Below are 12,174 nucleotides of genomic sequence, written 5' to 3'. Positions count from 1 at the left end.
GCGCCACTCAGAGAGGTGTGCTGACCTCGCCGACGGCGTCGTGAGCCGGCCCGGACGCGTCCTTCGGTCCGCGCTCCACAATCGAGTCGAGGATCTCGCCGACCCTGATCGCGGTGTTCGACAGCAGGGACGACGTGATGCCGTGGGTGTGCTCGGTGCCGCCCTGGAGATAGACGCCGCACCGCAGGCCGGGATCGGTCGCCACGCGGTAGTCGCGTTCGACGCGGACACGCCCCTGCTCGTCGAGCAGGCAGTGCTCCCCGATCTCGCCGAGGAGGCCGAGGGAGTCGGCCGGCCGGTAGCCGGTCGCATAGACGACCACATCGGCGTCCAGCGTGGTCCGCTCCCCCGTGACCAGCGACTCGACCGTGGTGCTGACCGTGTCCGGCGTCTCGACGGCGTCGACCACTCGGGAGACGTTGAGGAACCGCAGCCGCTCCCTGCCGAGCACCTTCTCCTGGTACGCCGTGCGGTAGAGGTCGTCGATCAGATCGATGTCCACCACGGCGTAGTTGGTGTTGCCGTGGTAGTCCATCAACCTGCGCTTGGTCTCGTCCGGGGCGGTGAAGTACTCGTCGACCGCGCCCGGGTCGAAGATGCGGTTGGCGAAACCGCTGTCGTCGGCGGGGCTGTAACCGTAGCGGGAGAAGACCGCGCAGACCTCGGCGTCGGGGAAACGCCGGTGCAGGTACGCCACGTTCTCCGCGGCGCTCTGACCGGCACCGACCACGACGAAGCGGGTCGGGGCCCCCGCCTCGTCCAGGCCGTCCACCCTTGTCAGCAGATCGGAGGTGTGCCAGATCCGGTCCGTCCGCTTGACGCCGTCGGGCATCTGGGGCCGCAGGCCCGTACCGATGACGAGGTTGCGCGCCCGGTGGACCACGACCTCCGATCCCGATCGCGAGGTCACGTCCACGTATTCCACGACACCGTCACACACGACGGGCCGGACGGAGATGACCTCGTGCCCGTAGGACACCATGTCGTCCACCTTGGCGGCGGCCCATTCGAAGTAGTCGTGGAACTCGACCCGCAGCGGGAACAGGCTCTTGCCGTTGACGAAGTCGATCAGGCGCCCCTGGCTCTGCAGGTAGCAGAGGAAGCTGTACTCGCTCGACGGGTTCCGCAGTGTCACCAGGTCCTTGAGGAAGGACACCTGCATCGTGGCGTCGTCGATCAGCATCCCTCGGTGCCAGCCGAATCGCGGCTGCTTCTCGAAGAAGTGAGCGGTGACGGCCTGCTGCCTGCCGACGCGCGAGTTGCGCTCGGTGAGCGCGATGGCCATGGCCACGTTGGACGGCCCGAAGCCGATCCCTATGAGGTCATGAACCAGTGGTGCGTCGTCGGGTGAAGGCTGTGACATGGGACTCCCATCGTGCGGGGGCAGCCGCTTGGCGGACGTGGGGACAGCAACAGGGCATACCGCCGGAGCGGCAGCCGCATAGCAACTTAGGTAAAGCTAACCTCATCATGACACGCTGTCGACCGGGCAAAACGGGCAGCTCTCGCGCGAGGGCACGTCAACTCGCGCTTGCGCCATAGGGATTGCACGCTTAGGTTAGGCTTGCTTTACTAAGTATCACCCATCGTCGTTCCGAGGAGAAATTCATGCGGGTTGTCATGTTCGGCTATCAGACGTGGGGACACCGGACCCTGCGGGCTCTCCTGGACGCCGGCCATGACGTGGTGACGGTGGTGACGCACCCCAGGAGTGAGCACGCCTACGAGAAGATCTGGAGCGACTCGGTCGCCGACCTCGCCGAGGAGAACGGCGTGCCCGTCCTCATCCGCAGCCGGCCCGACGACGAGGAGCTGCTCGCCCGCCTCAAGGAGGTGGATCCGGACATCATCGTGGCCAACAACTGGCGTACGTGGATTCCCCCGCACATCTACGGGCTCCCCCGGCACGGCACGCTGAACGTGCACGATTCGCTGCTGCCGAAGTACGCGGGCTTCTCGCCGCTGATCTGGGCACTGATCAACGGGGAGCGCGAAGTGGGCGTGACCGCGCACCTGATGGACGCCGAACTCGACGCCGGCGACATCGTGGTGCAGCGCGCCGTGGAGGTCGGTCCCGCCGACACGGCCACGGACCTGTTCCACAAGACCGTCGACCTCATCGCCCCCGTCGTCACGGACGCCCTGGAGCTCATCGCCTCGGGGCGTACGGACTTCACCGCGCAGGACCGGTCCCTGGCCACCTTCTTCCACAAGCGGGCGGAGGAGGACATCCGCGTCGACTGGAACTGGCCGGCCGAGGACCTGGAGCGTCTCGTGCGCGCCCAGTCCGCCCCCTACCCCAGCGCGTTCACCCACCACAGGGGCAAGCGTCTGGAGATCGTGACGGCGGTGGTGTCGGAAGGGCGCTACGGCGGCACCCCGGGCCGGATCTTCTACCGCGAGGGTGACGGTGTGGTGATCGTCGCCGGGGCGGACGCCAGGACGGGCCGCAACCGCGGCCTGGCCATCACCCGGGTGCGTACGGAGGAGGGCGAGGAGATGCCCGCCACCGAGTACTTCACCTCGATGGGCGGCTACCTCACCGGCCGGCCCTGACCTTCCGGTCTCCCGCCTCGTCACGTCAAGGAAGAACCATGCGACAGCCGAGCCCCCCGGTCACGGATCGCGCCCCCCGGGCCGGGGGCGCGACGCCGTCGCGCGTGCTGGGCCTCAACGCCTACCTCGTGTACGCGACGGGCAAGGCCGCACGCCGCGCGCTCACGGACACGCTGAGTCCTCACGGACTACGGATGTGGCACCTGACCGTCCTGGCCATGCTGGACGAGGCAGGCCCCCTGTCCAAGGGGGACCTCGCGGCACGACTCGACATGAACCAGAGCGATCTGACCAGGACCGTCACCGACCTGGACACGGCCGGCTACGTGGAATGCGCCCGCGACCCCCTGGACCGCCGCCGGATCGAGGTCGCCCTGACACCCGCGGGCGGGCTGACCCTGGCCCGGCTCGACTCCGCCGTGTCCGCCGCCGAGGCCGGTCTCCTCACCCCGCTGTCCCAGGCGGAGCGTGACCGGTTCGCCTCCCTGCTGCGCCGCGTCCACGCCCACCTCGAACGGGAGCGGGCGGACGACGGTCCGGCCGGCACGGTCCACGGGGAATGAACGCCCCTGTCAGACCCCCGACGTGGACTGGGCCTCGGCCTCGGCGCGGTAGAGCCGGCGCAGCCGCACCACGCCCAGGTCGTGCTGGTAGAAATTCTCCCGCGGGTCGGCATCGGCGGGCATGGCCTCCAGCATGACGCGGTCCTGTTCGAGGACGTCCCAGTGCCGCTGCTCGATCAGCGTCCGGTACAGGAAGCGCCACGACGCGCGCTGCCAGCCCTCGACGCGGCGGTAGCGCCAGAAGAAGACGCCGCTGCGCCTCTCGTCCACCGGACGGACCATGCCGACGATACCGAACGGCCCCCCGGGGCCGGCCGACGGCGGGTACGGGATGGAGAGGTCGACCCAGTCCACCCCGGTCCGGCAGAGTTCCACCCAGTCGAAGTTGACGCCACGCTGGTCGGTCTTCTCGAAGAAGTAGCCGCGCGCGGTCTCCCGGATGCGGAACTTGGCCGTCGTGTCACCGTCGAACATGGTGTGTGAATCGTGGTGGAGGAACGCGCCGTGCATCGGGTCGAGCAGGTTCTCCACCGCGTACCGCCACGGCGCGTCCCACTCCGCGTAACAGAGGAAGGCGTCCACGCCGGGGTCGGTCAGCGGCTCCGGAAGGGTCAGCTCGACGGGCTCGGGGTGCTCCTCGTCACCGAAGTAGGCGAGGATCGCGCCCGCGACCTCACGTACCGGCAGCGAGGTCACCAGCTTCTTGCCCTCCAGGCTGCAGCCCGGCAGGCCGGGGACGGCGGAGACGGTGCCGTCGGGATCGACCTCCACGCCGTGGTACCAGCAGGCGACACGGTCCCCGAGGTGCTTGCCGAGCGACAGCGGGGCGCCGCGGTGCGGGCAGCGGTCGGCCAGCATGGACAGGGCGCCGTCGGAGCGCCGGAACAGCAGCCACTCCTCGCCGAGCGCGGTCACCTTGCGCATCGCGCCCGGGGCCACGAAGTGGGAAGGGACGACCGGGTGCCACTGGTTGCGCAGACCGGTGGCGTAGATGTGGTCGGCGGAGGCCGAGGAAGACAGCGTCATGGTCAGGCTCCCAGTCGGTTCATCTCGGCGCGGAAGGATTCCTCGGTCCACGGGCTGCCGTCGGCGGCGTGGACCTGGCGGGCGTTGAGCCCACGCGTCCAGGTCGCCCTGTTCGCCTCGTGCACGACGTTCTTCCTCTACGGAGAAGGGGCTGGCCACGGTGGACACGGCGTTCGCCGAACACCTGGACAACGAGAACCGGATGCTCGGAGGGCTCTCCCCCTCCGTGCGCCGGCAGCTCGCACGGCTGCTGCGCAAGCTGGAGATCTCGATCCTCGACGCCGCGGCGCTCGGTGGATCGGTCTCGGGACACCGCACCGATTGCATGATCAAAATCGAGTACGGTTAACATATGAGCACCGCCTAGCTCGAAAGATGGACTTGTGACTGCCACCGAGGACTCGTTCACCAATTGGAAGACCCGCGAGGAGATCGCGGAGTCGATGATCCCGATCATCGGGAAGCTGCACCGGGAGCGGGACGTCACGATCCTGCTCCACAGCCGCTCCCTGGTGAACAAGTCGGTGGTCAGCATCCTCAAGACCCACCGTTTCGCCCGGCAGATCGCCGGCGAGGAGCTCTCGGTCACCGAGACGCTGCCGTTCCTGGACGCCCTCACCGCGCTCGACCTGGGTCCGGCACAGATCGACATCGGCATGCTCGCGGCGACGTACCGGACCGACGACCGCGGCCTCTCGGTGGACGACTTCACCGCCGAAGCCGTGGCGGGGGCGACGGGCGCCAACAAGACGGAGCGCCGCGAGGCGCGCGACGTGGTCCTCTACGGCTTCGGCCGCATCGGCCGCCTCCTGGCCCGCCTGCTCATCGAGAAGACGGGCTCGGGCAACGGACTGCGGCTGCGCGCCATCGTCGTACGCCAGGGCGCCGGCCAGGACCTCGTGAAGCGCGCCTCGCTGCTGCGCCGCGACTCCATCCACGGCCAGTTCCAGGGCACCATCACCGTCGACGAGGCGAACAGCAGGATCATCGCCAACGGCAACGAGATCCAGGTGATCTACTCCGACGACCCGACGTCGGTGGACTACACGGCGCACGGCATCAAGGACGCCATCCTCATCGACAACACGGGTCGCTGGCGCGACCGCGAGGGCCTGTCCAGGCACCTCCGCCCCGGCATCGAGAAGGTCGTCCTGACCGCCCCCGGCAAGGGTGACGTCCCCAACATCGTGCACGGCGTCAACCACGACACGATCAAGCCGGACGAGCAGATCATCTCCTGCGCCTCCTGCACCACCAACGCGATCGTCCCGCCGCTGAAGGCGATGGCGGACGAGTACGGCGTGCTGCGCGGTCACGTGGAGACCGTCCACTCGTTCACCAACGACCAGAACCTGCTGGACAATTACCACAACTCGGACCGCCGGGGACGCTCGGCGCCGCTCAACATGGTCATCACCGAGACGGGCGCCGCCTCCGCCGTCACCAAGGCGCTGCCAGACCTCCAGGCGAAGATCACCGGAAGCTCCATCCGCGTACCGGTGCCGGATGTCTCCATCGCGATCCTCAACCTGCAGCTCGGGCGCGGCACCAGCAGGGAGGAAGTCCTCGACCACCTCCGCAACGTGTCACTGACCTCACCGCTCAGGCGCCAGATCGACTTCATCACCGCCCCCGACGCGGTCTCGAGCGACTTCATCGGTTCGCGCCACGCCTCGATCGTCGACGCGGGCGCCACCAAGGTCGAGGGCGACAACGCCATCCTCTACCTCTGGTACGACAACGAGTTCGGCTACTCCTCACAGGTCGTCCGGGTCGTCCAGCACGTCTCCGGCGTCGAGTACCCGACCTACCCGGCTCCGGCGGTCTGATCCGTCCGGGCGGCGGTTCCCTGTGCCGCGAGGCAGCAGCGGGGAGCCGCCGGCCCCGGACGGTCACCGGCGCAGGGCCGCCGTCAGCATCGGCAGGGCGAGGCGCAGTTCCCTGTATCCGTAGGTTCCGCTGTGACCGCCCGGGTAGAGATGGGTGGTCACGGGTGCGCCCAGGGAGGTGAGGCGGGCGTCGAGCATGCGCGTCTCCTCGCCGCAGACGGCTTCGGTGACGGACGTGACACCGTCGTCGGCGAGCGCCACCCACTTCTCGGTGCCGGGGATGTGGGGGTCGGGTTCGTCACCGTCGAGCGGGCCGGGCTTCCCGTCGCCTGAGGCCAGATAGACGGGGGTGCGGCGCAGTCCCGCTGCATGGTGATACGGGTCCCAGTCGATCCACGTCCTCCACTGCTTCCACGGGTCGCCGAAGATCGCGTAGCCGTCCACTCCGACGAACTTCGCCCCGGAGAGCCACATCTCCGGATGCCGGACCGGATGCACGGGCGCCCCGAAAGCGGCGACGGCACCGAACAGCCCCGTGACCCGCGCCGCGAGCCCGAGGGCACCGAACCCTCCCTGTGACTCCCCCGCGGCGGCCCTGTTCGGCCCCGCGCCGTAGTCCCGCTCCACCAGGGGCACGACTTCACGGAGGAAATACGTACGGACTCGGGGTGCGCCCGCCTCTCCGTGGTTCCACCAGTCGGTCCAGAAGCCGAACAGCGGCATGGCCGGCATGACCACCAGGACATCACGCAGCTCGGCGAGTTCCTGCACCTTGAACAAGTTCGTCCAGGTCGTGTGATCGCCGTCCCCGCCGGCCAGCAGGTAGAGCGTGGGCCAGCGGTCACCGGGACGGCGCCGGTCCCAGCCCCGCGGTGTCAGCAGGGCCACGGTGCTCCGCGCGCCCAGGGCCGGTGAGTCAAGGGTGAGTTCGACCAGTCGTTCGTCGAGTCGTCGTTCGGTGATGGCCTGCCCGGTGGCACGGGCGGGGCCGGCGGCGCCGAGCAGGGCACCCGCGCCCAGCAGGGCACCGCTCGCCAGGACGGTCCTTCGTGTGTGTGCGTGTGACATACCTGAGTCTTCGGCCGGTGCCCCTTCCGCCTTGACCTCCCGCTGCCCCACCCCTGACGGGAACCGCTACGCGGAGGGACTGTCCGTGGCCAGGGACGGAACCGCTTCCGTCGCGGACGCCGGCAGGTGCCCGGCCGGAAGGCGCACCTTTCGCCATGGCAGGAGCAGCGCGCTCGCCATGCACAACAGGCCGGCGATGAGCAGGGCGCCACGTACCCCCGCTGCGGCGGCGACGAGGCCACCGGCGATCATGAAGGCGGCCTGGCATGCCTTCGAGCCGACGGACCAGGAGGTGCCGACCCTGGACATGAGAGTGTCCGGTGTGGCAGCCATGCGGTACGTCGTGAACGACGGGTTGAAGATCCCGGCCGAGAAGAGCAGGCCGAAGTCGGCGGCCACGACGACGAACACGCCGAGGGCGTCGGAGGGCATCAGAGGCAGCAGGACCGTCCAGAGCGTGCGCGCGACACCGGACAGCAGCAGAATGCGACGCTGTCCGAATCGCCGGGTGAGCAGCGGGGTCAGTCGTGATCCCAGCACGCCGCCCAGGCACGGCAGTCCCAGGGCGAGTCCGTACTGCCACGGTGCCAGACCGAGGTCGTCCAGCATGAGGACGGCCATCAGCGGTGAGGCCATCATGACGGAGCCGCCGCAGAGCAGCGCGTTGAAGAACAACGGCCGCAGTCCTGGGTGCCGCAGGAGGTACTGCCAGCCGGCAGCGATGTCGCGGCCCGGGTGAGAGGTGGCGGCGCGCGCAGGCGGGACGGGTTCAGGCTGCCGGATGCGACGGATACCCAGGGCCGATCCGAGGAAGGACAGCGCGTCGACGACCATCGTGGCGGCCGCGCCCATTGCCGCGATCAGGAGCCCGCCGACCGGCGGGCCGGCACTGACGCTGATCCAGTTGGTCGTCTCGAAAAGGCTGTTGGCACGAAGACGGTGCTCGGGCAGGACAAGTGCCTTCAGGTGCGCCCCACTCGCCGCGTCGAACGCGACTGACGCCGCTGTCTGGAGAATACCGACCGCACACAGCTGGGTGAAGGTGAGCCTGTCGAGAGCCATGGCGACCGGAATGCTCGCCAGCACCGCGCAGCGGGCCAGATCAGCGGCGATCATGACCGGCCGCTTGTACCGGTGCTCGATGCGCACACCGAGCGGAAGGGCGATCACCCCGCTGGCCACAGCGGACAACGCGGCCAGCAGAGAGACCTGGAACGCGGAGGAATCCAGCACCAGGAGGGCGATCAGCGGCAACGCCCCCATGCCGACGGCACTGCCTGCCGCACTGACCGCGTAGGCGCCCCACAACCGCCGGAAGTCCTGCCCGAGCGCGCTCCGCCGCACCAACCGAACCTCCCAGGGCCTGAAGGCGCTCAGCGTAGTGACCCGGACCGCCCACGGCCCCATGATCACTTCATCGGTTGACGCCGGTGCCTGAACAGCGCCACGGCCACGGCGCGTTGTACGGAACCGTCGACCGCGGCCGGGATCGACGCGCGGTCAGGCTGCGTGCCCTGCGGCTGCCGCGACAGCCTCGCGGCTGTCAGGCGGGAACGAGCTCACACCAGGTTCGACTCGTCCGCTTCCGGCAGCGGCTGTTCGGCCCAGATGGTCTTGCCCGTGCCGGTGTAGCGGGTGCCCCAGCGCTCGGTGAGGCTCGCGACGAGCAGAAGGCCCCTTCCGCCTTCGTCGTAGATCCGGGCACGGCGGAGGTGGGGGGCGGTGCTGCTGCCGTCGAAGACCTCGCAGATGAGTGCGGTGTCCAGGATGAGGCGGAGCCTGATCGGATCACCGCCGTAACGGATGGCGTTGGTGACCAGCTCGCTGACGACCAGCTCGGTGGTGAACACGGCCTCGCCCAGCCCCCACTCCAGCAGCTGCGCGGAGGCGCGTTTTCGGGCGGTCGCCACCACGGCCGGGTCCGCTGCCAGGTCCCACGAGGCGTAGTGTTCCGCGTCCAGTCGCCGGGTTCGGGCCAGCAGCAGGGCGACGTCGTCGTCCGGCTGCTCGGGAACGAGCGCGTCCATGACGGTGTCGCAGGTCTCTTCGAGGGAGTCGGTGGGCCGGCCGAGCAGCTCACGCAGCTCGGCCAGTGCGGCGTCGACGTCCCTGCCGGGCGCCTCGATCAGACCGTCCGTGTACAGGGCCAGCCGGCTGCCCTCGGGCAGCTCGAACTCAGCCGCTTGGAAGGTCAGGCCTCCCACGCCGAGAGGCGGCCCGGCGGGCAGTGCCAGTTGTTCGACGGTGCCGTCGGGGAGGACCAGCATCGGCGGGGGGTGGCCGGCCCTGGCCATCGTGCAGCATCCGGCCGCCGGGTCGTACACGGCGTAGAGGCAGGTGGCACCGGCGACCGTCGTGCCCACGCCGCTGTCCGCCGGCTCCTCACGGTCCAGGGTCAGCACCAGATCGTCGAGCTGTGTGAGCAGCTCTTCGGGGGCGAGGTCGACATCGGCGAGGGTCCGTACGGCGGTGCGGAGCCTGCCCATGGTGGCCGAGGCGTGCAGGCCGTGGCCGACGACGTCTCCGACGACCAGGGCGACCCGGGCGCCGGACAGCGGGATGACGTCGAACCAGTCCCCTCCGATGCCGGCGCCGTTGGTGTTCGGGAGGTAGCGCGCGGTGACCTCGACCGCCTGCTGGCGGGCGGCCCGACGGGGCAGCAGGCTGCGCTGGAGTGCGAGTGCCGTGGCCCGTTCACGGGTGTAACGCCGGGCGTTGTCCACGCAGACCGCGGCTCGCGAGACCAGCTCGGCGGCGAGCTGCAGATCCGCCCTGCCGAATCCCTTGGTGGCCCGGTGGCGGGAGAAGATCACGATACCGAGGGTGATGCCTCGTGCCTGCAGCGGGATGACGAGCACCGAATGGACCTTGTTCTCCCGCATGTACCGCCCTCGCTCCGGCTTCTCCGCCGTCCACCGCTGCAGAGCCTCTTCGTCGACCGTGTGGCGCGACGGCTCTCCGGCGATCAGAGCGCGGCCCACCACGGAGTCCCGGTCGTATTCATGGATCTCTCCGAGCGGGACGACCGATTCGGGGCAGCCTTCGAGCACCGAGCGCTGGGCCGCCCGGTGGAACGAGATCCTGTCCCGGTGCAGCACGGAGCGCGCCTCGTCACCCGCCATCACCTCGGCGAGCAGGTCGACGGTCACGAAGTCGGCGAAGCCCTCGATGCCGAGCTCCGCCAGCTCCTCGGCGGTGCGGCCCACGTCGAGAGTGCTGCCGATGCGCAGGCTGGCCTTGTTCAGCATGTTCAGGCGCTGGCGCGCCCAGAACTGGTCCGTCGTGTCGAGCGTCACGACGGCCACTCCCTGCACCGCGCCGGAGGCATCCCGCACCGGCGTCATCGCCGCCTGCCAGATGTGCTCGCTGCCCGACATCATGAGGTGCGTCTCGTAAGGCTCACCGTCCCCCGTCCGCAGCACCCGTCCGATGGCTTCGGCAAGGCCTTCCCCGCCCTCCAGGAACAGTCCGGGCTCGATCTCTCCGGGCCGCAGCCCCAGGATCGCCCCCTCGGGCTTGCTGACCGAATCGGCCGCCGCCCTGTTGACCATGGCGAGCAGCTGGTCCCTGCCGAAGTAGGCCACCGGCACCGGTAGCTGTTCCAGGATCTGGCGGCGCAGTTCATCGGGCAGTGCCGCGGGGGCGGGCCGTCCGTCACCCGCACCCGACGGCGAGGACTCGCCGCTGCCCGCAGGCGGATCCGCACGGCCCGGCTCGTCCATGCTCATGGGCCCATCACTCGTCCTCACCGCCTCGGCAGGCCGCCCACGAACACACATACGCGACCTTTGTTCAAGAATGCCCGGGTGTGCCCCCTCTCTCAACCGCCCCCGCCCCGTCGCAGCCGTTTGGCTCAGCTCCGGTATCCGGTACGGGCAGGGCCCGCCCCATGCGGGCGAGCGGAGAGAGCGCCAGCACCACCGGGGACACCAGCATGCCCGCGCCCGCCACCAGGAGTCCGGTACGCAGCCCCCACCCCTGCGCGAGCCAGCCGCCGAGCAGGGATCCGCACGGGGCGAGTCCCAGCCCGGCGAAGTTGATCGTCGCTGCCGCCCGGCCCTGCATCCCGTGCGGTGTGACGGCCTGCCGGACGGCCATGAGCATGACGTTGACCAATTGACCGAAGGCCCCGAACACGAAATTGACCGCCATGAGGGCAGGGACCGTCACGGTCGGTGATCCGTGCAGCGCGGGCACGCACAGCATCACGGCGTCGCCGGCCCCTGCCGCACACACGAGCACCGGGCCGTATCCCAGACGGCCCGGGAGCCGCGCGGCGAGGAACGAGCCCAGGAGCGCACCCGGCCCCGTCGCGGCGAGCGCCAGCCCGATGGCGGCGCCGGACAGATGCAGTTCCCGGGGCAGGAAGAGCAGATACACGGTCATCGTGGCGGCGAGGAAGAGCTGGAAGGCCGCCGAGGCCAGGCTCACGGCCCGCAGCGCGGCGTCTCCCGCCACGAAACCGAGGCCCTCCTTGATCCGCCGCAGGACGCGAGGGGGGCGTTCCTGGCTCCCGGGGACCGGCTCGCGGCGGCGGATCCGCCTGATCGACAGGAAGGACAGGGCGAAGAACGCGGCGCTCGTCGCCGCACCGGCCGACGCCGAAAGGAACGAGACCAGCGCGCCGCCCAGGGCGGGGCCGCCGAACTGGGCGGCCGACCGGCTGCCCTCGAGCGCGCTGTTGCCGCGCAGCAGCTGATCGCGGTCCACCAGACGCACGAGTGCGGCCTGGTACGCCACGTCGAAGAAGACGGACAGGGCACCGGCGAGGAAGACGACGACGAACAGGGCCGGCAGTCCGAGCGTGCCCAGGAACCCGGCCACGGCAGCGGCCGCCAGTACCAGGGCCCGACCGATGTCGGTCAGTACCATCACCGTGAGGGTCCGTCGGCTGTCCACCCACGCCCCGGCGAGGAGCGCGAGCAGGAGCACGGGCACCTGCCCCGCCGCGCGGAGGGCGCCGGCCTGCCCGGCGCTCGCGTCGAGGGTCAGCACAGCGAACAGCGGCAGGACCACGAGTCCCGTGTGTTCACCGAGCTGGGAGGCCGTCTGGCCCACCCAGAGCCTGCGGAAGTCACGGTCGGACGACAGACGCCTCAGTGGGACCGGGCCATCGGAACCGGACGCGGAGG

11 protein-coding genes are annotated in these 12,174 nt (G+C 69.8%); 4 read left to right on the top strand and 7 right to left on the bottom strand.

Going from position 1 to position 12,174, the window contains the following annotated elements:
• Positions 1-7: 7 nt before the first annotated feature.
• Positions 8-1,363 (bottom strand): lysine N(6)-hydroxylase/L-ornithine N(5)-oxygenase family protein, encoded by a 1,356-nt coding sequence (locus ABT001_RS08735; protein WP_351274377.1) that lies wholly within the window; start codon positions 1,361-1,363, stop codon positions 8-10.
• A 245-nt stretch (positions 1,364-1,608) separates the two neighbouring features.
• On the opposite strand from ABT001_RS08735, the gene ABT001_RS08730 reads away from it, so the two are divergent.
• Together ABT001_RS08730 and ABT001_RS08725 are read left to right on the top strand one after the other, a co-directional pair.
• Positions 1,609-2,556 (top strand): methionyl-tRNA formyltransferase, encoded by a 948-nt coding sequence (locus ABT001_RS08730; protein WP_351274374.1) that lies wholly within the window; start codon positions 1,609-1,611, stop codon positions 2,554-2,556.
• A 38-nt stretch (positions 2,557-2,594) separates the two neighbouring features.
• Complete coding sequence (locus ABT001_RS08725; RefSeq protein WP_351274372.1) at positions 2,595-3,119, top strand: MarR family winged helix-turn-helix transcriptional regulator; 525 nt, start codon at positions 2,595-2,597, stop codon at positions 3,117-3,119.
• Positions 3,120-3,128: 9 nt separating this feature from the next.
• On the opposite strand, the gene ABT001_RS08720 is transcribed toward ABT001_RS08725, so the two are convergent.
• Positions 3,129-4,145 carry a Rieske 2Fe-2S domain-containing protein gene (locus ABT001_RS08720; RefSeq protein WP_351274369.1) on the bottom strand — a complete coding sequence of 339 codons (1,017 nt, stop codon included), beginning with the start codon at positions 4,143-4,145 and terminating at the stop codon, positions 3,129-3,131.
• A 2-nt stretch (positions 4,146-4,147) separates the two neighbouring features.
• Positions 4,148-4,270, bottom strand: a complete 123-nt coding sequence (locus tag ABT001_RS08715) for a recombinase-like helix-turn-helix domain-containing protein (protein ID WP_502967443.1) — start codon at positions 4,268-4,270, stop codon at positions 4,148-4,150.
• A gap of 35 nt (positions 4,271-4,305) precedes the next feature.
• Here ABT001_RS08715 and ABT001_RS08710 point away from each other — a divergent pair, with 35 nt between their 5' ends.
• A complete protein-coding gene (locus ABT001_RS08710) occupies positions 4,306-4,494 on the top strand; it encodes a hypothetical protein (RefSeq protein WP_351274366.1) in 189 nt (62 codons plus the stop codon).
• 34 nt (positions 4,495-4,528) lie between these two features.
• Positions 4,529-5,974 (top strand): glyceraldehyde-3-phosphate dehydrogenase, encoded by a 1,446-nt coding sequence (locus tag ABT001_RS08705; protein WP_351274363.1) that lies wholly within the window; start codon positions 4,529-4,531, stop codon positions 5,972-5,974.
• Between the two features lie 63 nt (positions 5,975-6,037).
• On the opposite strand, the gene ABT001_RS08700 is transcribed toward ABT001_RS08705, so the two are convergent.
• The 4 genes from ABT001_RS08700 to ABT001_RS08685 all read right to left on the bottom strand — a co-directional run bounded on the left by ABT001_RS08700 (position 6,038) and on the right by ABT001_RS08685 (position 12,142).
• A complete protein-coding gene (locus ABT001_RS08700; protein WP_351274360.1) occupies positions 6,038-7,042 on the bottom strand; it encodes an alpha/beta hydrolase in 1,005 nt (334 codons plus the stop codon).
• Between the two features lie 66 nt (positions 7,043-7,108).
• Entirely contained in the window at positions 7,109-8,389 is a 1,281-nt protein-coding gene (locus ABT001_RS08695; protein ID WP_351274358.1) for an MFS transporter, read from the bottom strand.
• A 212-nt stretch (positions 8,390-8,601) separates the two neighbouring features.
• Positions 8,602-10,770 carry a SpoIIE family protein phosphatase gene (locus ABT001_RS08690; RefSeq protein ID WP_351274355.1) on the bottom strand — a complete coding sequence of 723 codons (2,169 nt, stop codon included), beginning with the start codon at positions 10,768-10,770 and terminating at the stop codon, positions 8,602-8,604.
• Between the two features lie 64 nt (positions 10,771-10,834).
• The gene (locus ABT001_RS08685; protein WP_502967451.1) at positions 10,835-12,142 is read right to left on the bottom strand and encodes an MFS transporter; all 1,308 of its coding nucleotides are present in this window, start codon (positions 12,140-12,142) and stop codon (positions 10,835-10,837) included.
• Between the last annotated feature and the right edge of the window lie 32 nt (positions 12,143-12,174).

The organism is Streptomyces sp. NPDC002793, from assembly GCF_040295485.1.
GTDB lineage: Bacteria > Actinomycetota > Actinomycetes > Streptomycetales > Streptomycetaceae > Streptomyces.
Note: the sequence above shows the minus strand (reverse complement) of the source record. Positions and strands in the feature narration are given on the sequence as shown.